Here is a 21,979-nt window from a genome sequence, read left to right as displayed (position 1 = left end):
TCACCTTGAATCGTGACACTAGGAACTTCAAACTGGTTTTCGTATCCATCGCCGCCATCAAGAATATCCACCGTTAATATAGCATCGGGATTCAACCGCTCAGGAGCCTGAGTCTCAGAAGTTGGGTTCTCTCTTTCTTGCACTGCTGGCCTAGTAACATAGCCATTAGAAACGAGTTGCTCAGGTAAAACAGCGCGAATATAGGCAACAAAACTTAACCCACCAGAAGACTCACTAAAATCTCGAACGCTCTGATTAAAAGTGGATTCAATACCGTTTTGAGATGCAATTAAAAGATCATTCGAACTCGATTCATCCTCACTTGTTGTATCTTCATTAAATGCAATATCGAGAATGTCAGTATTAAGAACAACCACCTCTACTTCTGGAACTAATTGTTCGTTGGGCAACATTTGGATCCAAGAACCGTCACTTAAAACCGCCCAAAGAACATTACCGATTTGAATGTAGAGTATTGGCTGCATAATTCGCCCCATATGAAACAACGAACTTTAAGTATGGTCGACGAATATGACTGTTCAAATGAAACTAGAAAAAACATGGCCCTAAATGGCTCTAATGAGATATTGAACCAAAAACATACCTCATGTATGCGAGAAAGAGCCATTGGGGTAAACTACTTCTGGCGTAATCCATCCACTGGAAATTGATTGAAATTCCCCTTGCTACAATCGGGCTCATATCCAAATGGAGCAGGGAAAGGAATCGTATCGCAGCTTGTTGAAACGGAAGATTCAAACTTTACTCTCTTTCCTATCATGATAGGAAATAACCATGTGGCATTATTTCTTAAATCAAACTCCTCTTTAGGGTCATCAATCAAATTGTATATTTCAGGGATCTGTAATGGGCGCCCTTTCTCCGGCATGATATCTTGATCAATAAAGTGCATCTTGTAATTTTCCCACTTATAAGCGTAGGTTTCAGATCCATTGTTAACGATGAAACCATCTCGATTAGACTTTTCACTATCTCCCTTTAAAAAGGCCCACTGATCAATACTATCTATTGTTCTATCGCTTGGTAATTTGTATCCACCGACATGAGAAAGTGAGGCAAATAGATCCACAACATGGATAATTTCATCACTCACTCTGCCCGGTTTGATGTGGTTAGGCCAAGAGGCAATAAATGGTGTTCGGAGAGAGCCTTCAAGAGCCGTAAAGTACGCACCACGCCATGGTCCGCTAGAGCCTTGGTATGGCATATGCCACTCTGGACCGTTGTCAGAAAACCAAATCACTAGTGTATTGTCTTTAATTCCTGCTTTTTCTATTGCACCAATAACTTGCCCAGCTCGAAAATCTATCTCAGCTAACACATCTGAGTAATTTCCTTTGCCTGTTTTACCAATAAAATCAGGATGAGGTAGCGTCGGTAAATGTGGTTGAGTAAAAGTAATTACAGAGAAAAATGGCTTATTCTCTTTCACATTTCGATTTATAAAATCTGTGGCATGTTCAACTAGCTCACTGTCAATCGTTCTACGTGAGTCCAAATTATATTCTTTGACCCCTTTAGGATCCTGCCCTGCTCTAGCTGAAAGGATTTGAGGTTTAGGTAATATAGCTTTATAACCGGGTTGAGAGCTATATTCTGACTCATCCGTCGTATTTGCAATGCCATACCATTCATCAAAGCCTTGATCCGTTGGAAAGCGCCCTTTTTGGTCTCCCAAATGCCATTTCCCGTAAAGGCTCGTGTTATATCCTTGTTCCTTAAACTTCTCTGCAATGGTTATCTCCCAGTTCACCATACCGTAAGGCACTCCCCAAACAACCTTATCTGTCCCAGATCTAAGCGCTCGCCTCCCCGTCATGAATGAGGAGCGAGTTGGCGTGCATTGCGGTTCCACATTAAAATTAGTAAGGCGTACACCTTCTCTAGCAAGTTGATCTAAGTTTTTAGTTTCAACACCTCTGGTACTCCCATAGGAACTTAGTTCCCCCCACCCAAGGTTATCAACCAACATTACCACGACATTTGGTGTCTCTTCCGCAACCACTTCTAACGGGATACATAGAAACAGGATAGTTGCTAGTTTATTTTTCATAGTGTCGCCTTTCATTGAAATTCACTCCTGTAAGTGCGTCTTATCACACTTAAAACACACTAAAGTCTAGTCCATGTTAGTTAACATTTTTGAAAAACAGGGATTACTTGGAAGCAACAAAAAACCTCTACTATATTCAACTGACTACATTGTCTCATTTGGTGTCATCTCACTCGACTTCGCCATGATGAACACAATTAGTAACGTTATATAACGATAATGGATTCATTTATCGCGGAGGATTTTCATGCGAAACTCGATTAAAAAGGTAATGGCATTGGTCGGTACATTAGCTGCGTCCACAGCCTTTGCTGCCGATAAGCCCAACATCCTTGTGTTCTGGGGTGACGATGTAGGTGTATACAACATTAGTGCATATCACAATGGTATGATGGGAGGGAAGACTCCTAACATTGATAAAATCGCCAATGAAGGTGCCATTTTCACAGACGCTTACGCACAACAGAGTTGTACTGCCGGACGAGCCTCATTTATTCTGGGTCAACATCCGTTTCGTACCGGTCTATTGACTATTGGTATGCCCGGCGCAAAAGAGGGTATTCAATCGAAAGATCCTACTATCGCAGAGTTACTTAAAAATCACGGCTATGTGTCTGGTCAGTTTGGTAAAAACCACCTTGGTGATCAAGATGAGCACCTACCAACTAACCATGGGTTTGATGAGTTCTTTGGTAACCTATACCATTTAAACGCGGAAGAAGAGCCTGAGTCTGAGTTTTATCCAAAAGATCCAGAGTTTCGTAAAAAATTCGGACCTCGAGGCGTGTTGAAGGCGACTGCGGATGGCAAAATCGAGGACACAGGTCCCCTTACTCGTAAGCGTATGGAAAACGTAGACCGAGAGTTCATGGATGCTAGCTTGGCCTTTATGGAAAAAGCAGTAAAAGAAGACAAACCATTCTTTATTTGGCATAACTCAACCCGTATGCACGTCTGGACACATTTGAGTGAAGAATATCAAGGGAAGTCAGGTTACGGCTTATACGCCGATGGCATGATGGACCTAGATGATCAAGTAGGTGTCATGCTTGATAAACTTGAAGAGCTAGGCGTAGCAGATAACACCATTGTTGTTTTTAGTACTGATAATGGCGCTGAGAAATTTACCTGGCCAGATGGTGGTACTACACCGTTCAAGGGCGAAAAAGGTACGACTTGGGAAGGCGGATTCCGCGTTCCGATGATGGTACGCTGGCCTGGAAACATTAAACCAGGAACGGTTATCAACGATATCTTTTCACAAGAAGACTGGATGCCAACTCTACTCGCAGCTGTGGGCGAACCTGATGTGAAAGAAAAACTATTGAAGGGTCATAAAGCAGCGGGCAAAACCTTTAAAGCACATTTAGATGGCTACAACCAACTTGATCTGCTGACTGGTAAAGCTGATGAAGGCGCACGCAAAGAAATCTTTTACTTCGATGCTGGTGGTAATTTAAACGCCGTTCGTTATAAAGACTGGAAGATCCACTTCAGTATTATGGAGGGTGCCATTAATGAGGCATACCGCAAAACACCTAGTTGGCCTTTGATTGTAAACCTTCGTATGGATCCATTTGAGGTCGGTCCAGATGCAGCACTTTACGTCAGACATTTTTACGCTGATCAAATGTGGATGTTCGTTCCTGCTCAAGCTATCGTGCGTAAGTTCCTAGAGACATTTAAGGAGTTCCCTGCAACGAAAGGTAGCTCGTTAAGTATTGAAAAAGTGGTAGAAACAATGACACAGCAACCTAGAAACTAGACCCTAGGTATCGAAGCTATTGTGGAATTAACTAAGGCCTCAATTGTGAGGCCTTTTATTTCGTTGCAATTGTTTGGTTGCAGCAAGTTATGGTCAAACAAAGATTATCATTTAGTGCTCTCTTTAAACACTTGATTCCAATCTTGTTTCATATCGACAAATAGCCAACCTTGCTCTTCACCTACTTTAAACGATTTATCTAACTTACCAACATGCGAATCTTTATCATACGCCCATTCACGCTTGTCATCCGTGTGATGGATAATCGCAGAAAATCTTGGACCTGAACCTGCTTTCGTCCACTCTAACATCTGTAAATCACCATCAGAATTACCAAACGCCATTACCGGACGTTTGCCAATGAAGTTTTGAATCGTCACAGGCTTTACTGCTTTGTCATTGACAAAGTCTATTTCCGGCATGCGTTGGATGGTAGGTTTTCCATCAACACTTTGATATTCCGCCTTTAACGTCGTTCCCACGATGTTTTGCGTTGGAATGCCGTATACTTCCGGCGCCCAAACGCGCATAAATTCAATTCCGCCTCCAGAAACGATGTAGGTCTGATAGTCGTTCGCTCTTAAATAGTCGAGCAGTTCGAGCATAGGTTGATAGACCATTTCAGTGTATGGTCTACCCGTTGTTGGATGGACAGCCGTTTTCAACCATTCCTTAACTTCTTGATGAAACTGTTCAGTAGACATTCCAGAATGGGTTGCCATAACAAGCTTCATTACACCTTCGAGTCCTTGTTTACCAATCCCCTCCATGTCACCTTTTAATGCGGAAGCAAAGGGTTCGGTTGTCTTCCAATCAGGATGCTCAGAGGCCATTTCTTTTACTCTATCGATCGCAAAAAACAACTGTAGATAAACAGGCTTTTCTGCCCAAAGTGTTCCATCATTATCAAACGTCGCGATTCGTTGGCTTTCAGGCACATAGGAATCCGAACCTTGGGTCGTTGTTTTCGTAACAAACGCCATAATAGCTTGCTTAGCGTCAGTGTTGTTCCATGACGGAAGTGGATCTTGCATATCAGCAGCAACAGCGTAACTAGACAGAGCAAAACCTGTTGCTAAGACAATCGTCTTTAACTTTATAGCCATCTTAATTCCTTATATTGAGGTGCTAGGTGCGAATCCAATCAAAAGTATAGTTCAATTGAAACAGGCGCATATTGAACTGAAATATGCAACGGCCACCAAAAAGTGACAATGTCACTAATCTAGTCCACTATTTTATTAAAATAGAAACATGGAATTTAACGATTAGAGTTTAAATTCATTGGCTTCAACTGATGTAGGGGCACTTTTACGTCCCTTTTTCTGATTGAGCTCTTCAATAACATAGTCGGGAGCGACCTTCGTTAGCTCTGTTAAACAGTCATCCGTTTTAGGGTTGCCGTATCTAACATAGATGTCACACACGGCATACAATTGTTCTGGAGCACCGGATATCAAATACGCTTGCTCAAAAGCGTTGACAGACTTCTTCAAGTCTAACTCTTCTTGCAGAACACCATTTAAGTACCAAAAGTAACTGTTCGTCTTTGCCATCGTCGCAGCTTTGTCTATTTCAAACGCCGCTTCTTTCTTTTTGTCTAATCTAACCAAAGCGAGAGATTTAGAATAATGCAGCGAGGCATCTTCTGAATTTAGCTTGATACCCTCGTCAAGCACGTTGATAGCTTTTTGGTCTAGCTGTTGCGCTCGGAAGTTGTCTGCATAGCTTAACCAAACTTGAGGGTTGTTTGGCTCAAGCTTAGTTAACTCTGGGTATATCAGCGCCGCTTTATCCCAATCACGATGCCAACGGTAAACGTCTGCAAGTAATAACTTGGAAACATTATCGTTCTTACTGGACAAGTGTGCTGTCAGCTCTGAAACAGGCCCCTCAAGTGACTGCTGTTGCTCCGAACTCAAATTGGCGTAATCTCGAACGAGGTTAATCGCTGCTGTAATTCGCACCATGGCGGCGTCATCACTCAATAATGGTGAAATCAAACGCCAACGGTGCTCAATCATATATGGCTGTGCTCCCACGATCGCAGCTTCGCGAATACCTGCATCTTCATCCTGCAACCCACGGGCAACTGCAACCAATGCATTTTGGCTTGGATAGTTGGCTAACTCACGTAAAGCATCAATACGTTTTTCTGAAGACAACTTTTTATTTTGCGCATCATAAGACAGCTTTTCGACTCGTTGCGCCGGTGTCATTTGAGCTTCTTGTGGAGTGACAACCGTTGTCGGCGATACCTGGTCTGGGTCTAGCAATGTTGTTTCTTGTGCCACTGCTGTTTGACTCGCAGCAATGCCGATCGAGATCACGAGTAATGATTTAGAGAGCAGCTTAATTTTTTGCATTCAATAACCTATATTCTTTCATTTCCGGGCCTGTAGCAGGCGTAGTGACTATCTTAAAACTTCGTTTCAAACACAGTCTGTGTTTGAGTAGCTTGCTGGCGTAGAATCTGGTCACTGTATTTACCGTGAACCACTGGGTTACCTGTCGCTCGTAAGATGTACGCCATCGACTGATCAACATGGGTAAAAAACTTCTTCCAACCCGCGCAGAGATAATTAAGACCAGGCTCACCTTGCCTAGTACGGATAAAACGGTTTTTGGGACATTCTCCAAAACATGCAAATTGATAATCACATTGAAGGCACTGTTGGGGCAGCGTACGACTTTTAGCAAACCCAAATTTCTGCTGCTCAGAGCTATAAGCGAGCGTATCGAGCTTTTCGTGATGAATGTTTCCAACCTTATATTCTGGGTACACGTAATGATCACACGCAAACACATCACCATTAGGCTCCATTGCTAAGCCCTTCCCGCAGATTTCACCTAACGTACACAGTGGGTTTTTTCTGCCCATCCAGGTTTCGATACTGGCTTCAAAGTACTGCACAAACACGTTGCCGATATCGTGTAAAACCCATTCATTGAAAATCGCGATCAGAAAATTTCCCCATGCTTCATCCGCAACGCAAAAAGGCTCAATAACGGCATCTTTATGACCTGGGATCAACCGTTTATCTCCTTGCTTTAGTTGCTCGTTTGGCTCCCAAGTTTGAGGGGCGGTTGTTCTGAATGTTTTCTGCTCAACTATTGGAATAAACTGCATTTGAGGGGAGCGTACTTCATCTCGCAAGAATCGGTACACTTCAAGTGGGTTACGTCCGGTCAAGTTGTTAACACAAGTGAGCGTAGCAAACTTTACTTCGTGCTTATGTAATAATTCAACCGCATTCATAACTTGCCGGAATGTGCCTCTACCAGCTCGGTTTGTTCGGTAAGCGTTGTGCATCATTTCTGGGCCATCAATGCTTAAACCGACGAGAAAGTTGTTCGCCTTTAAAAACTCACACCATTCATCGTTAAGCAGTGTGCCATTAGTCTGGAGATCATTGGAGATCGTAATGCCATCGGGACGGTATTTATTCTGTACCTCAACAATTGTCTTGAAATAATCCAAACCTAGCATTGTCGGCTCACCACCCTGCCAAGAGAAAATGATTTCAGGTGTATTCTGTCCCGCTATATATTGACGGATATAGGTCTCTAGCGTTTCCTCATCCATGACTGGTGAGCAGCCTGGCTTGTACTCAAGTAAATCTTGTTTGTTTAGGTAATAACAATAGGTGCAATCGATATTGCACACTGCACCGATAGGTTTCGCCATGACATGTAATCGCTTGGATGCTTTTCCATTGAACTGCGGACCTTGAGTTATGTGCATTCATCACCTTCTTAGTTGCTAGCCTGTGCCCAACGGCGTTAAGACTAATCATTAAGTTAATCGCCTAGTGTGATGATAATGTTCAATTATTCGTGGCGCTTGTTATAGTGTGTATAACTGTTTTTCATAGACTTGCCTGATAAAATTCTTTGATCATAAATGTTGATGGAGCTCCCCTATGAAGCATTCCAAAAGTAATACTCTTTACCTTGGTGCCGCTATTTCGATTTCGCTAATTATGACTGGATGTGCAACAACACAACCTAGCCCTCTTGCTCAAAAAATCGATCAAGATATGGTTCTTATTGAAGGTGGACAATTTATGATGGGCTCGGATAATCCATCAGCAAATAAATCCGAGCACCCGGCTCGCACCGTTCGCGTGGATGATTTCTATTTGGCAAAATTTGAGGTAACCCAAGAGTTATTCGAATCGGTTACAGGCTCTTCTCTGAGTTATTTTAGAAACCCAAATACGCCCGTGAATAACATTAGCTGGCAACAAGCCAATTATTTTATAAAGAAATTGAATGAAAAAACGGGAGAGCACTATCGTTTACCCACAGAAGCAGAATGGGAGTTTGCAGCGAAAGGGGGGAATCTAAGTCAAGGATTCACTTACGCGGGGTCTGATGATATTAACGACGTTGCCTGGTATGCCAGTAACTCAAACAATAAGGCACACAAGGTAGGTCAGAAAAAACCGAATGAGCTTGGCTTATACGATATGACGGGTAATGTTGGTGAGTTTGTTATTGATGCGTTTGATGAAGGCTATTACAAATCAGCACCAAGTGATAATCCGGTAAACGCAAAAGATGAAAAAGAAAGCCTTGCACACAAGTCTGTACGAGGTGGTAGCTTTGCCTATGATGCTGACGAATCCGAAAACTATCGTCGCGATTTTGCTAGCCAGTCAGTCATCATGTCCGATATGGGGCTGAGATTAGCGAAAGACGCTGATTAAACTAAGTAAGAAAAAAGTGGAGCGATAAAAGCTCCACTTTTGGTAATTAGCTCCTATTGACCCCAACAATAGAGGCTTTAAGCTGATCAATAGCTTGTTTAGGTGCATAGCGACTAAGCTCTTGTATGCACCTATCGAAAGCAAAAGCGACAGCACCTTTTTTATGATTTCTCGCTAGAACCTCGCATTGAGCATACAAGTGCTGTGGATTGCCACCGACGTCAAATGCTGTTTGCAACGCTTTACTGGCTTCTAGAACATCGCTTTTTTCTAAAGCTAGACCGTACACGTACCAATAATGAGCATTAGTTTCACCAATTTCTGCGGCGCGTCTAAGTAGCTTTTTCGCATCATCAGCTTTGCCTTGACGCAACAAAGAAAGACCTGCGCTGTATGGTAACGTGCTGGATTTAGGTTGAGCTTTCATCCCTTGTTGTAGCACCGTGAGCGCAGCTTCTTCTTTACCTAGGTGACGATACAAATCTGCTAGGTTAACGTAGCTATTTTCGAAATAGGGTTCGATGCTGATCGCTTGTTTATACAGCTCGGCCGCTTTGTCGATTTCACCTAAGCTGCGGTACACATTCGCCAAATTGGTTCTTCCGAAACCACGATCGGCATTAAACTCTTGAATTTCCATGTACTCTTCTAAAGGCGATTTAATGATATCTTTTTGTAAAGGGGTCATTTGTGCGTAGTTCGCTACCAGCACCGAGGCAGCTTCCGCTCTCACTGAAAGCACCGGGTCACCAAGCAATGGCTCTAGAATCCGCCACCGATCATGAAATTCATAACCAGACGAGCCTGAAATTGCCCCTAATCGAACCATTTCATTCTCATTCTTAACGGCCCTAGCCAAAGATACTGTTGTATTTTGGTCAGTATTGCCCCCCATTCTCTCCAGGGCTGAAGCACGAATAATGTCTTTTAACGACGAATCCTGAGCAGAGTATGCCAGCGCATTTGCTGCTCCTTGATGACCAATTGAATCCGCATAAAATGCGACAGCAAAATGTTGCTGATTACGATACTTCGAATTCGGGTACCATTTTGCTATCTGTTCATCGGCCCATTGATTGCTTTTATCTTCATGGCATGACATGCAAACATTGGGCGTTCCAATATGTTTGCTCAAATCCGGTCGTGGAATATGCCAACTGTGGTCTCTACGAGGATCGACTTGCATGTAAGTCGTTTCTGGCATGTGACAAGTCGTACATTGCGATGCTTCAGATCCAGCCTTATGAAAGGTATGCTTTTCAGGTGTATATTCCGATGCAATATGGCATTGCGAACATACTGCCTCTTCTGGGATCGTTAACTCTGCCGTGTGTGGATCATGGCAATTAGTGCACGTGACCCCCTTCTCCGCCATTTCAGATTGAAGAAACGAACCATAAACATAATCTTCGTCGTAAATCTGTCCATCATGATAGTAGAGTTCAGGTGTTATAAGACTTAAGCGATATTTATCAAAAAAGGAACCTTTAACATGATCACCTGTTTCATTTAACTGGGTTCGGCGACTATGGCATTGAGCGCATGTTTGCACTTGATTGGTTGCTTCAATTGATTTCGGCTGTAACGTACTATGGCCTTCCTCAAACACCCAATCCGACACTGCTTTAGACAAATTTCGATCAAAGCCATAATGGCTGTCATGCTCAAAAGACGTGCCAGCATTTTTGTATTTCTTGGCCAGTTCTATGTGCTGACTAGCAGGACCATGGCATGCTTCGCATCCCACATTAATCTCTGACCATGAGCTGTTGTAAGTGTTTTTGTCTGCGTCGTAATTCTTCTTTAGGTTCGTTGAATGGCAATCAGCACACATGAAGTTCCAATTTTGCCCGGTATTGGTCCAATAGAATTCATCCGTTGTTGTCGTTTCTGGATAAAGATGAAACCAACGCTGTCCCCCTTCAACTTTAGCTCTTGTGTCCCAAGCAAAAGGAATAAGCTGCACGCGTCCATCTTCAAACTCGACCATGTACTGCTGTAATGGCTCCCAGCCAAATGTATAGCTGATCTTATAGTCATGCCATTGCCCGTCAGCACCTTGAATATTGGCCCAAAATTCGTCGCCTTTTTTAAAAAAACGATTAGGCATTCCTTTGTGCGTTACAACATGGTTATCAAAATCACCACGTACAGAGGTTGTACTTGCATGCTTCATGGCCATATCGTGATGTGACCCTTTCCAGGCCGCTACCTCGTTTTGGTGGCAATCTATACAAGCTTGTGTGCCAGCATATTCTGGATTTAAGCCTGAAGGAATATTTGGTTTCTCTATTAATAACTCTTGAGAAAAAGCCATAAAACTGACAACAACGTTGACCAGCAATAAAATACGAAACCGGCCTGCCCACTGACTCATAGATATCCTTATATTTATAATGTACAACCTAAATCAATATAGACACTAAATCACTGGTTATACAAATAATTACAAGCAATACATAACGACTTTAGTATTGCTTTAGGACCGTAAAACAAGCGAGCATCCTATTGTTTTTCATTTCCATCCCCTCTTCTACTACGCAATAAAAATAAGGCTCTTCAGTGATCTAAATCTACTTTACGAATCTCTACAAACTAACAGGATAATCCTATTTCTTCTTAACTAACAAATGGTTACTACCTAGCAATAACTTATGGTTATATCGAGTATAAGAGGATTTTTCTATATACATCATTAACTTATGCAGCAACTAAGCATAAGGCTCACTTGTGCTTATCTTTACTCTCAACAATCTGGAGTTTTTATGGCAAATCAATTGAGCAAAATCGCTGTAGGCGCAGGACTGTTAGCGGCGTCCAGTGCTGCTATGGCAGCCGACAAACCGAATATTCTGGCAATTTTTGGTGACGATATCGGCTACTGGAATATCAGCGCATACAACCAAGGTATGATGAGTTACAAAACGCCAAACATCGACCGTATCGCGAATGAAGGTGCGTTGTTCACAGATCACTACGGACAACAGTCTTGTACTGCTGGTCGAGCGGCCTTTATTACGGGTGAAGAGCCATTTCGTACGGGGTTGTTAACAATTGGTATGCCAGGCTCTGACCACGGCATACCTGATTGGGCGCCAACCATTGCAGATCTGTTAAAAGAACAAGGTTACATGACGGGTCAATTTGGTAAAAACCACTTAGGTGACCAAGATAAGCACTTACCGACAAAACACGGCTTTGACGAATTCTTCGGTAACTTATATCACCTAAACGCAGAAGAAGAACCTGAAACTTATTACTACCCTAAAGACCCAGAGTTTCGTAAAAACTATGGCCCTCGTGGTGTCATTAAGTCTTATGCCGACGGTAAGGTTGAAGACACTGGCCCGATGACACGAAAACGTATGGAGCACGCAGATGAAGAGTTCCTAGAGAGCTCTTTGGCATTTATGGAAAAAGCAGTTAAGGCGGATAAACCCTTCTTTATTTGGCATAACGCCACTCGTATGCACGTTTGGACTCGCTTGCAGGAAAAATACCAAGGCAAATCAGGTGTAAGCATTTATGCCGATGGTATGCTAGAACACGATGATCATGTAGGTGTTTTACTCGACAAGCTGGATGAGCTAGGTGTTGCAGACAACACTATCGTTATCTACTCAACGGACAACGGCGCAGAAACCATGACTTGGCCAGATGGTGGCGCAACACCATTCCATGGTGAAAAAGGTACAACTTGGGAAGGCGGTATGCGTGTTCCTCAACTGGTTCGTTGGCCAGGCGTAATTAAGCCAGGAACCAAGATCAATGAAATGATGGCACACCAAGACTGGTTGCCTACATTATTAGCAGCTGCTGGCGTACCTGATGTAAAAGAAAAACTGGCAGAAGGCTACAAAGCAAATGGCAAAGAGTGGCGTGTACATTTAGATGGTTATAACTTCATGCCATACTTTGAAGGTAAGGAAGAAAAAGGCCCTCGTGAGTCGCTGCTTTACTTTACGTCTAATGGTGAATTAAACGCTGTCCGCTGGAATGACTGGAAACTTCACTTTGCAACGCTTGAAGGGAACCTAAGTAACGCAGTTCGTTTTGCTCCGAACTGGCCTAAAATCATCCACCTACGCGCTGACCCATTCGAAAAAGGCCCAAGCGAATCACAAATGTACTTGCGTTGGATGGCTGACAACATGTGGCTATTTGTACCTGTACAAGACGTTGTGGGAGAGTTCTTTAAAACACTCCCAGAATACCCAATGCAGCGTGGCACAGCGATGAACCCTGCTTCACTAAACTACGACTCTCTAAAAATGCAAGAGAAGCTGCAACAACTAGACAAAGTTGAACAAGAAATCAGCAAGTTTAAGTAAACTAAGTTAACGTTAGTTAATCAGTAACATAAGCCAGCAGACCATTCTGCTGGCTTATGTGTATCGCCACATAGGAACTTACTTAAATCGCCTGTTTAGCCTATACAAAGTGGGCATTGTGAGTACAAACTGAAAAACAAAAAAAGGAGAGCTAACCTGCTCTCCTTTGTATTTTAACCGTGGATAAACTAAGCCACATTAACCGATTTAGCTAAACTGCTACTTTGGAAAAACTCATCATGCAATGCGCAAATCGCGTGCTGGTATTCCTTATCACCGACAACAAATTGAACATTTACATTTCTCAATGATGAGTGCAGTGCAACTGGCGTAACGCCATTATTCATCAATGCAAGCACACCTTTCGCCAACGTCTTGTTGGTATCAATTTGAGAACCGATGGCTGAGATAAGCGCGACCATACGACCTTTAATCGAGGCATTCGGATAACGTTTCTCGGCTTTATACAATACTTTGTTTAAGCTATCAGCACTGCCACCTAGATAGTAAGTAATAGAGTTAGCGTTCATCTCTTTACCAACCAAACTTACACGAGCATCGGAGATGATTTCCATCAATTCGTAACTAACGTTATCGGCTTTTCCCACCATTGCTTGGTCAAACAAATGCAGTGCAAATACTTTTTCTTTACCTGCGATAATCTCGACTTTGTCTTCTTCCGGACGATAGCTTGAAGAGATCAAAGTACCTTCGTGTTCAGGTTCGAATGTATTTTTAATCTGTAGCTCAATACCACTTTCACGCAAACCCGCAGCGGCATTTGGGTGAATCGCTTCCATGCCAAGGTTAGCAAGTTGGTCTGCTACGTCATAGTTTGTACTACCAATTGGTAACACTTTTTCAGGGCCAACAACGCGTGGGTCTGCTGAGCTCAAGTGGTACTCTTTGTGAATTACTGCTAAATCCGCTTTTGTTATTGCTGCAATTCTGCTAAATGTCATCTCACTATAACCTCGGTCATAAGTGTGCATTAGGCCCTCTTTACAGTAAGCATAACCTGTCACGATTGGCAGTTCTTTTGATACATCGATATCAGCAAACGCGTCACTGATCGACTCATCAAGGCTTCTTGGCGCTTGATTATCCCAACCAGACAGGTCAACGAACTTAGCGTTAATACCCATATTTTTTAGTTTTAGTGCTGTGTTGTAAGCACTATGTGCCTCACCGATAGACGAGAGAAACTCTCGAATTTGAGGCAAGTACTGGCGCAACGAAAATTGACCGTACTGACAGGTTTCTAAAATATTCGCGATACAGTTTTTCGCTTCAGCAATGCGGGAGCGAATGAATTTATCCGCACGGATACGATTCATTGGGTCCGCAAAAATATTTTCATTGGTCAGCAACATACGGCTTTCAACGTACGCTAACGCTTCTTCCCATTTGTCGTCGCGTTTCGCGATAAGCTGATAAACGCCTGGTTTACTGGTTTTTTTACACTCGAGCAGCGCATCGGTCATACCACCGTATGCAGATACGACAAAAATACGATTGTATGGTGTTTTGGGACGAAGAATAATATTGTCGAGAACAGCATCAAACGCTGTCATTGATGTACCGCCGATTTTTTCTACGGTAAATGTCATGATAAGCCTTTTTTGATTGGTAACTTTAAAAAGAAAAAAGAAGAGATAGTAAAGTGTGGGGTGGCAAAGCACCCCACAATCATCTTTTAGTCAACGAGAGGATAAACACCGTTTTCATCGTGCACTTCAGCGCCAGTAATCGGTGGGTTAAACACACACGCCATTACCATTTCTTTATTCTTATAAGCTCTCAAGTAGTGCTCATCGTGTTTATCAAGGATGTATAATGTACCTGGTTTGATTGGGTACGTTTCTCCACCTACAACTTCAATCTCACCTTCACCACTCATACAAAACACCGATTCAAGGTGGTTTTGATAGTGAATATGAGTTTCTGTATCTTCATAAATCGTTGTGATGTGGAAAGAGAAACCCATGTTGTCGTCTTTCAACAACATGCGGACACTTTCCCAGTTATCTGAAACAACACGTCGTTCGCTGTTGCGGCATTCATCTAGAGTTCTGACGATCATAATTAAAATCCTTATTAAGATGCTTGTTTGAAATGTTTCGCAGCGATAGTCTCTACTGCATTTTCAAAGATGCTTAGTCCTTGATCTAGCTCTGATTCGCTGATGGTTAGTGGACAGAAGAACTTCACAACTTCATCTTCTGGACCCGCTGTCTCTATCACCATTCCATTCTCGAAACAGTTTTTCGCAATTTCAGATGCCATGTCACCATTGATACATTCAATACCAACCATCATGCCGCGGCCTTTTTTCTGCACAAACATTTGAGGAAAGCGACGAACACAACGGTCAATAACTGCACTTACCTTGTCTGAACACTGCTTGATGTGTGTTTCAAAATCATCGTTTGCCCAGTAAATTTCTAGTGCTTTTGCAGCAGTAATAAAGGCGTGATTATTGCCACGGAACGTACCGTTATGCTCGCCAGGCTTCCACTGGTCAAGCTCAGGCTTAAGTAATACGACAGCCATCGGCAAACCGTAACCACCGATCGACTTCGATAGCGTCACGATATCCGGTTGGATACCAGACGGCTCGAAACTAAAGAAAGTACCGGTACGTCCACAACCTGCTTGAATGTCATCGACAATCACAAGAATGTCATTGGCTTTACAGATTTTGCTCAAACGTTGTAACCACTCGTTTGAAGCAGCATTTAAACCACCTTCACCCTGCACAGTTTCAAGAAGTACAGCGGCTGGTTTATCCATACCTGCAGAGTTATCATTTAGCATGGTTTCGAACAGCGCGAGACCATCTACGCCAGCGTAACCTTCAAATGGAATACGAGTGACGTTACTTAGGCTAGAACCGTTACCTTGTCTGTGATGCTGGTTACCCGTTGCAGCCAGTGCGCCAGCAGTACAACCATGGAAACCGTTAGTAAACGCAACGACGCTGTCGCGGCCTTTTACTTTTTTAGCCAGCTTCAATGCCGCCTCAACAGCATTAGTCCCTGTTGGGCCCGTAAACTGAACCTTGTAATCCAAGTTTCTTGGTTTAAGGATGTAAGTATCCAACGCTTCCAGAAACGATGCTTTCGCTTCTGAGTGCATATCCAAACCGTGAGTAATACCGTCCATTTCAATGTACTCAAGCAACGCTTGTTTTAGTACTGGATTGTTATGGCCGTAATTTAGAGATCCCGCTCCAGCAAGGAAGTCTAAGTATCGTTCACCTTGTTCTGTTTCTAGCCAGCAGCCTTTCGCTTTACGAAAAACGACAGGGAAATTGTTTGAATATGAGCGTACGTTGGATTCCTGCTTTTTGAAAATATCCATGATGAGACCGTTTTTAATTCCTATTGTTTGAGGATTATTTGAGAGGAATGCGATACAAATATTCTGTATCGTGTTTGCCTTTAAAGTGGGCTTCTTCATCCAAAAATGTGCTTACTTGGCCAGAATTGCCGTTCATCGCATCTAACTTTTTGAACAGTGCCCAAGAGGCTTTATTATCTTCCGTGATGGTAGTTTCTACCGATTTAACACCGCCTAATTCCTCTCGGGTGAGAAGTTCTTTCAACATGCGGAATGCTAAACCATGACCTCTAAAGCGAGGTGAGACTGCAACTTGCCAGACAAATAAAACGTCTTGCTCGTCTGGTTTCTGATAACCGGAAATGAAACCTGCGATTTCGCCTTTTTGCTCAACCAAAATACTGGTTTTGCTGAAATGCGTAGACTGTAGGAAATTGCAATAAGATGAGTTCATGTCCAATGGAGGACAGTCTGCAATCAAGCTGTAAATGTCGTCACCATCAGAGATTTTAGGCTCACGAAAAATCCATTTTTTACTTGAGTCTTCTCCAATCTCTGGATAAAGGACCCAAGGTGCTGATGTGATCATGTGAAAATACATATCCTTTGAGGTCTAATTAAATTTCCTTTTTATTATGGGCATCCCTCGCGACTAAAAATCAAATAATCCGCCTTTTTATCGGTATTTTTGTGATATATATCACAAAAACAAACCTATTAACCAAAAGTTAAAATAGTTCGAGGTCTAATTTATTAAATGGTCACCTAAATGCGCAGTACAAAAAACAACCAGAATAAGGCCATTTTCCATGCTGTTCATTTCTCAGAGAAAAATAGAAATCCAAAAAAAAGCGGCATGCTTTCGCATACCGCTTTTATCAATAATTTAACTGCTGATACTAGTTATCTTGATTTCTTAGAAACCGCCTTTGGACGAGGTTCATCCATCAAACCTTTTATCAAAGATACCGTTGCAACAAGCAAAACAATAGTAAATGGTAAACCAGTCGTCACCGCCATTGCTTGAGCAGCAGCTAGACCACCACCCAACATCAATGCAATCGCAACCAAACCTTCAAACGTACACCAGAACACGCGTTGTGGCGTTGGTGCATCGACCTTACCGCCCGCAGCAATAGTATCAATAACCAGTGATCCTGAGTCAGAAGAGGTAATGAAGAACACCACGACTAAGATAATGCCGACAAAAGATGTTATCTCAGCCAAGGGCATAACATCTAACATGGCAAAAAGTTTTAAAGGCAGTTCTGCGTTAAACACCGCCTCATAGCCATCATTAACGTATTGGCTAATTGCGTTACCGCCAAAAGCCGTCATCCATAACACACAAACTGAAGATGGGATAAGAATAACGCAAATAATAAACTCACGAACCGAACGACCGCGAGACACACGTGCGATGAACATACCCACAAATGGTGACCAAGAAATCCACCACGCCCAGTAAAACGCCGTCCAGCCTTGAGAGTAATTCACATCCTCTCGTCCAAATGGCATAGATAAGGCAGGGATATTAGCTACATAGGAAACGATGTTCTCGAAGAAACCAGTTAAAATCGCAATCGTCGGGCCAACAACAATAACAAATAGCAATAGCAGCGCTGCAAGACCCATATTGATTTCAGATAAGATTTTCACGCCCTTATCGAGTCCAGCCACAACAGAGATTAAAGCGAGCGCAGTGATACCAATAATCAATATAACCTGCGTGGTATTGGTCATTGGGACATCAAACAGGAAGTTCAAACCCGTTGCGGCTTGAGATGCACCGTAGCCTAGCGATGTTGCTAAACCAAAAACCGTCGCTACCACTGCAAGAATATCGATAATATGACCAGTCCAACCCCATACACGCTCACCAAACAAAGGGTAAAAAATTGAGCGCATGGTGAGTGGCAAACCTTTGTTAAATGAAAAGATAGCCAGCCCAAGAGCCAAGAGCGCGTATATTGACCACGGATGAAGTGCCCAGTGGTAAATCGTCGCAGCCATCCCTAATGCCGAAGCTGCAGTTGCATCACCCTCTGCACCACCTAGCGGTGCCCAGTCAGTACGTACACCATTCTCAACGCTCACGCCACCAATCGCAGAACTAAAATGGGACATCGGTTCTGATACACCGAAGAATACGAGACCAATGCCCATACCCGCAGCAAATAGCATTGCCAACCATCCAGCATAGGAGTAATCCGGTGTTGCTTCAGTACCACCGATTCGTACACGGCCTAATGGTGTGAAGATCAATCCGACACAGACAATGACAAAAATATTACCTGAAGCGAGAAAAAACCAGTCTAAATTGTGCAACAAACCCGCTCGTAGGTCTGCAAAAAACGGCTCTACCTGTTCTCGGAATAATAGTGTTATCACAACAAACATGACGATTGCTAAGCCAGAAATTGCAAAAACACGGTTGTGAATATCAAGGCCAAATGGGCCTACCTTTAGCGCAACGTTATCCTGACCAATTTGATAGTCAGTATCTATTGCGTTTACTTTTCCATCGGGGCGTTGAATGCCACCGTTATTATCGGTGCTCACGGATAATCTCCTTAAAAATACGTGACCAAGTTTAAATTACTTTTGTCGGAGTTCGAGTAATGAAACGTCTTCATCACTACCAAGCACATGTTCATAAAACATTGTTCTTATAAGCGGTTACTCAATCCGCCATCATAATCTTAAAGCCCCCTATCTCTCATTGCATTTTATTGTTTTCACCATAAATAACGCCTATTGCCAAACCGAAGATATTGGCATGTTTCGATTAAAATGATACTGCAATTGTGCTTGAAACAGCTCCGCAGTTGCTAGCGCATCCGTCAGGGCATGGTGAGGTTGATAAGCAGGGAGGCCATATCTTTCACGAGCGTGCCCTAATCGTACAGAACCGGGTTTCTTGCCTTTCAACTTATTGATAAAACCTCTGCATTCACGGCGCTGTATCGCATACTCAATATCTAACGTATCAACAACAGGAAACTGTATCCCCTCTCCGATGCTATTTAGCAAGGCGTTATTAAAGAACTGCCTTTCAATGTTCTTGTAGTGAACAAGTACCACTTTGCCTGACAACGCATCCAATATTTCACCCAAGATCTGAGACAGCTGCGGCGCGTTTTTAACCTCAGAGTCAGTGATACCGTGAATAATGACAGACTCGTGGTTTAACTCTCTGTTTGGGTTAACGACCCAATGAGCAGAACCATTACATTGAACACGATCAATAGTGAACGGCACAAGTCCGATCGTGAGAATGACATCCTCTTCCGAGTTCAATCCTGTTGTCTCAAAGTCTACCGAGACAAATGGCACTTGTTCAATTGGTGTTTCCCCATTAACCATCGGTGTCGAATAGTAGCGTTTGAGCCTCTCGTCTTTCGCTTCTTTAGCGAGTTGTTTGAACAACATTGACCACTCTGGTGTCTGGGATGTATCCAACAACGGCTGTTCTTTTTCTACTTTTTTTGAGAACCACATTATTTGCTACTTCTCTGGTATCGAAACTTAATGAAGTTCTGAGCGTTACTTAGAATTTGAAATGCTGCTTTTAAGTTTCGACGTTCAAATTCAGACATGTTCTCCGGCTCAATATTGTTGTCTGGCTCTTCTCCATTTTCTATATCAAGGGCTTGGTGACGAATTCGAACCATGTAGATTAGCTCCATCGCATCCCTTAAATCCAAACCTCGACCTTTCGGTAAAATGCCAGCATCATTAATGTCATCTAAACGGTCGAAAGAGTTTTGCGATCGCGAACCGATTGCCAGAGAATGCACCCGTATTAAATCGGCCAACGGAGCCGTCCCCCTTCGCTTCAAGTTAATCGAGTTGCGATGACGACCATCTTTCTCCATCACAAAGTCTTTGAAAAAGCCCAGTGGAGGCGTCCTACGTATTGCGTTATACGCCATACAAGCAAGAAAGCGGTTATTTCTTTTCGCTCGTCTCACAATAAAGCTGCTTAATTGCTCCGCCCATTTCACTCGCCCATGCACACCGAGGAGATCAAAAAAGATATTACTATTTAACAATCTCTCAGGGGTTGGATTGTCTATCCAGTTTCCAAAGCATTCTTCCCATTCTGCACGAGTTTTTCGCCATTCTGGGTTGGTAGCCATAATGTCTCCAGTACAATAAGCATAGCCGCATGCCGCTAAACCATCACAAACAAATTTAGCAAACTTTTCAAAGTACTCTCCGTGAATCTCAACGTCATAACTGTTATCGAGAATAAGGGCGTTATCTTGATCCGTTACAATTAGCTGCTCATCCCTCGCCATTGAACCCATTGCGACTAAACAATAAGGAATGGGCGCTGGGCCGAACTCTTGCTCAGCTAATTCAGCGAGGCGTTGTTTGAAACTACTGCCTATAACCGACATGGCTCGACCAATCATGTGCGCGTTGGCATCTTCATTGACCATTCTTACGAAACAGTCTTTTACTTGTTCAGAAACCTGCTTGAGATCCTCGACACTGGTTTGCTGAAAAATAGAGCTCACTAGCAATAGGCTGTTCTGAGATTCGTAACGAACGATGTCCGTCATGCCAATAATTCCTATCGGCTTTTTATCTTTTAAAATTGGTAAATGATGCACGTTGTAACGCAACATGGTTAACATGGCCTCAAACACATAGGCGTTATAATCCAATGAAACCACGTCATAACTCATGACCTCACTCACTGGAATATTGGTATCAATACCTTGAGCTAGTACGCGAATGCAAAGATCGCGATCAGTCAATATTCCAAGCAGCTGTTCATCATCTTCTTCTGTGAGCTCCTCTGTCGGGCGAATAATGAGCAGAGAGGTGACATTTTCCTCTGCCATTAGTATCGCAGCTTCCTGAATTGAAGCCGTTGCCTCCAGAGTTACTGGATCTCTTGCTAAGATTTTACGTGCCTTAGCGGTGGTAAAGTCATTGCTTTCGGAGCGGCTAGATATTGCGCTTCGCAAACGCGCGCTATCTTCCAGTTCCATGTAGTCCGCAAAGTTTTCAAACTCATCACAAAGTTCATTGAAGATGTTTTCCGGAATACAGTAAACGAGAGTGTCTTCTATCGCTTTGGCTGGCATACGTACGCGGTTGTTCATCAACAACCCCATCTGACCAAACAGTCCACCAGCATCAATCCTGTTGTAAAGTTCACCTTTACGTCGATAAATCTCTACCGCCCCACTTCTCACCATATACAAGTCGCGGATCGTATCTCCGAAGTTAAGGATTTTTGTTCCTTGCCGAAAGTATGCAACCTCGGCATTGAGAGCAATTTTTCTAAGCTGCTCTTCAGGTAGGTCATCAAAAGGTGGGTACTGGCTAATGAAATTGAGCACTTCTAACTGTTCGGCTTCCATTTTTTATTCCATACGTTGCCTAAACTACAGCGATAAATATCACCCTGAGTGAAATCAAGCAATAAATAAATCTAAGGATAACAGTACCTAACCGATTTCACAGGACCAAGTCTTAACCAAAAATTAGAGCTCTAACCTTTTTATATGTAGAGTTCTAAGCTATCACAGCTTATATCTATGCAAGCGAGTTGAGTTGAAATGTACAAAAAAATTCAAAATAAATTCAACCCTACGTCAGGGCAACGTTATGGCGAATAAAAACACATCACAAGCAATTGTTTTAAATATAAAAAAGAAGAATTGAACATACCTTGCTCAACGAATTCTCTATGCACGGCAGAACTAGTTAACCAACCCCCTTTCGTTGAAAGTTG

16 protein-coding genes are annotated in these 21,979 nt (G+C 42.8%); 3 read left to right on the top strand and 13 right to left on the bottom strand.

The features are described from left to right. Together R7F07_RS10600 and R7F07_RS10595 are read right to left on the bottom strand one after the other, a co-directional pair. Nucleotides 1-485 (bottom strand): hypothetical protein (locus R7F07_RS10600; RefSeq protein ID WP_318110491.1); only part of this gene is annotated, 485 nt, incomplete at its 3' end. Nucleotides 486-637: 152 nt separating this feature from the next. After that, nucleotides 638-2,074 (bottom strand): arylsulfatase, encoded by a 1,437-nt coding sequence (locus R7F07_RS10595; protein ID WP_225478180.1) that lies wholly within the window; start codon nucleotides 2,072-2,074, stop codon nucleotides 638-640. Between the two features lie 247 nt (nucleotides 2,075-2,321). Here R7F07_RS10595 and R7F07_RS10590 point away from each other — a divergent pair, with 247 nt between their 5' ends. Further along, nucleotides 2,322-3,839, top strand: a complete 1,518-nt coding sequence (locus R7F07_RS10590; protein WP_005377761.1) for an arylsulfatase — start codon at nucleotides 2,322-2,324, stop codon at nucleotides 3,837-3,839. Nucleotides 3,840-3,946: 107 nt separating this feature from the next. Here the strand turns inward: R7F07_RS10590 and R7F07_RS10585 are convergent, their stop codons facing one another. The 3 genes from R7F07_RS10585 to R7F07_RS10575 form a co-directional block, all read right to left on the bottom strand. Further along, nucleotides 3,947-4,945 carry an HAD family hydrolase gene (locus R7F07_RS10585; protein ID WP_005385672.1) on the bottom strand — a complete coding sequence of 333 codons (999 nt, stop codon included), beginning with the start codon at nucleotides 4,943-4,945 and terminating at the stop codon, nucleotides 3,947-3,949. Between the two features lie 162 nt (nucleotides 4,946-5,107). Then, nucleotides 5,108-6,205 carry a hypothetical protein gene (locus tag R7F07_RS10580; RefSeq protein ID WP_065274487.1) on the bottom strand — a complete coding sequence of 366 codons (1,098 nt, stop codon included), beginning with the start codon at nucleotides 6,203-6,205 and terminating at the stop codon, nucleotides 5,108-5,110. A 53-nt stretch (nucleotides 6,206-6,258) separates the two neighbouring features. Beyond that, nucleotides 6,259-7,584, bottom strand: a complete 1,326-nt coding sequence (locus R7F07_RS10575; protein ID WP_171343226.1) for an anaerobic sulfatase maturase — start codon at nucleotides 7,582-7,584, stop codon at nucleotides 6,259-6,261. A gap of 238 nt (nucleotides 7,585-7,822) precedes the next feature. Between R7F07_RS10575 and R7F07_RS10570 the strand changes: the two genes are divergently transcribed. Beyond that, nucleotides 7,823-8,551, top strand: a complete 729-nt coding sequence (locus R7F07_RS10570) for a formylglycine-generating enzyme family protein (RefSeq protein WP_373921034.1) — start codon at nucleotides 7,823-7,825, stop codon at nucleotides 8,549-8,551. A 46-nt stretch (nucleotides 8,552-8,597) separates the two neighbouring features. Here R7F07_RS10570 and R7F07_RS10565 read toward each other — a convergent pair whose 3' ends face one another. Then, complete coding sequence (locus tag R7F07_RS10565) at nucleotides 8,598-10,928, bottom strand: tetratricopeptide repeat protein (protein WP_171343227.1); 2,331 nt, start codon at nucleotides 10,926-10,928, stop codon at nucleotides 8,598-8,600. Between the two features lie 388 nt (nucleotides 10,929-11,316). Here R7F07_RS10565 and R7F07_RS10560 point away from each other — a divergent pair, with 388 nt between their 5' ends. Next, nucleotides 11,317-12,882 (top strand): arylsulfatase, encoded by a 1,566-nt coding sequence (locus R7F07_RS10560; protein WP_171343228.1) that lies wholly within the window; start codon nucleotides 11,317-11,319, stop codon nucleotides 12,880-12,882. A 188-nt stretch (nucleotides 12,883-13,070) separates the two neighbouring features. Here R7F07_RS10560 and R7F07_RS10555 read toward each other — a convergent pair whose 3' ends face one another. The 7 genes from R7F07_RS10555 to R7F07_RS10525 all read right to left on the bottom strand — a co-directional run bounded on the left by R7F07_RS10555 (nucleotide 13,071) and on the right by R7F07_RS10525 (nucleotide 21,605). Further along, the gene (locus R7F07_RS10555) at nucleotides 13,071-14,492 is read right to left on the bottom strand and encodes an aspartate kinase (RefSeq protein ID WP_171343229.1); all 1,422 of its coding nucleotides are present in this window, start codon (nucleotides 14,490-14,492) and stop codon (nucleotides 13,071-13,073) included. A gap of 86 nt (nucleotides 14,493-14,578) precedes the next feature. Further along, nucleotides 14,579-14,965: an ectoine synthase gene (locus tag R7F07_RS10550; RefSeq protein WP_005377769.1), complete on the bottom strand. Its 387-nt coding sequence runs from the start codon at nucleotides 14,963-14,965 to the stop codon at nucleotides 14,579-14,581. Between the two features lie 14 nt (nucleotides 14,966-14,979). After that, complete coding sequence (gene ectB / locus R7F07_RS10545) at nucleotides 14,980-16,245, bottom strand: diaminobutyrate--2-oxoglutarate transaminase (protein WP_025766718.1); 1,266 nt, start codon at nucleotides 16,243-16,245, stop codon at nucleotides 14,980-14,982. Nucleotides 16,246-16,279: 34 nt separating this feature from the next. Beyond that, nucleotides 16,280-16,813, bottom strand: coding sequence for a diaminobutyrate acetyltransferase (gene ectA, locus R7F07_RS10540; protein WP_005393379.1), 534 nt, complete (start codon nucleotides 16,811-16,813; stop codon nucleotides 16,280-16,282). Nucleotides 16,814-17,127: 314 nt separating this feature from the next. Further along, nucleotides 17,128-18,786, bottom strand: coding sequence for a BCCT family transporter (locus R7F07_RS10535; protein WP_136976954.1), 1,659 nt, complete (start codon nucleotides 18,784-18,786; stop codon nucleotides 17,128-17,130). 192 nt (nucleotides 18,787-18,978) lie between these two features. After that, complete coding sequence (locus tag R7F07_RS10530) at nucleotides 18,979-19,725, bottom strand: 3'-5' exonuclease (RefSeq protein ID WP_017820938.1); 747 nt, start codon at nucleotides 19,723-19,725, stop codon at nucleotides 18,979-18,981. Continuing rightward, on the bottom strand, nucleotides 19,725-21,605 hold the full coding sequence (locus R7F07_RS10525) for a DUF294 nucleotidyltransferase-like domain-containing protein (protein ID WP_005377775.1): 1,881 nt from the start codon (nucleotides 21,603-21,605) through the stop codon (nucleotides 19,725-19,727). The genes R7F07_RS10530 and R7F07_RS10525 overlap by 1 nt, the downstream gene beginning before the upstream one ends. Nucleotides 21,606-21,979 lie beyond the last annotated feature (374 nt).

The organism is Vibrio sp. YT-16, assembly GCF_033337405.1.
In the GTDB taxonomy this organism is placed as follows: Bacteria; Pseudomonadota; Gammaproteobacteria; order Enterobacterales; family Vibrionaceae; genus Vibrio; species Vibrio alginolyticus.
The sequence above is the reverse complement of the archived record's forward strand: the minus strand, read 5'-3'. Positions and strand labels throughout refer to the sequence as shown.

Bases quoted from the DNA above. Each gene is read 5' to 3' on its own strand.
- R7F07_RS10560 (WP_171343228.1), top strand. From the start codon at position 11,317: ATGGCAAATCAATTGAGCAAAATCGCTGTAGGCGCAGGACTGTTAGCG.
- R7F07_RS10580 (WP_065274487.1), bottom strand. From the start codon at position 6,205: ATGCAAAAAATTAAGCTGCTCTCTAAATCATTACTCGTGATCTCGATC.
- R7F07_RS10570 (WP_373921034.1), top strand. From the start codon at position 7,823: ATGACTGGATGTGCAACAACACAACCTAGCCCTCTTGCTCAAAAAATC.
- R7F07_RS10525 (WP_005377775.1), bottom strand. From the start codon at position 21,605: ATGGAAGCCGAACAGTTAGAAGTGCTCAATTTCATTAGCCAGTACCCA.
- R7F07_RS10530 (WP_017820938.1), bottom strand. From the start codon at position 19,725: ATGTGGTTCTCAAAAAAAGTAGAAAAAGAACAGCCGTTGTTGGATACA.
- ectB (WP_025766718.1), bottom strand. From the start codon at position 16,245: ATGGATATTTTCAAAAAGCAGGAATCCAACGTACGCTCATATTCAAAC.
- R7F07_RS10590 (WP_005377761.1), top strand. From the start codon at position 2,322: ATGCGAAACTCGATTAAAAAGGTAATGGCATTGGTCGGTACATTAGCT.
- R7F07_RS10575 (WP_171343226.1), bottom strand. From the start codon at position 7,584: ATGCACATAACTCAAGGTCCGCAGTTCAATGGAAAAGCATCCAAGCGA.
- R7F07_RS10565 (WP_171343227.1), bottom strand. From the start codon at position 10,928: ATGAGTCAGTGGGCAGGCCGGTTTCGTATTTTATTGCTGGTCAACGTT.
- R7F07_RS10550 (WP_005377769.1), bottom strand. From the start codon at position 14,965: ATGATCGTCAGAACTCTAGATGAATGCCGCAACAGCGAACGACGTGTT.
- R7F07_RS10595 (WP_225478180.1), bottom strand. From the start codon at position 2,074: ATGAAAAATAAACTAGCAACTATCCTGTTTCTATGTATCCCGTTAGAA.
- R7F07_RS10585 (WP_005385672.1), bottom strand. From the start codon at position 4,945: ATGGCTATAAAGTTAAAGACGATTGTCTTAGCAACAGGTTTTGCTCTG.
- ectA (WP_005393379.1), bottom strand. From the start codon at position 16,813: ATGATCACATCAGCACCTTGGGTCCTTTATCCAGAGATTGGAGAAGAC.
- R7F07_RS10555 (WP_171343229.1), bottom strand. From the start codon at position 14,492: ATGACATTTACCGTAGAAAAAATCGGCGGTACATCAATGACAGCGTTT.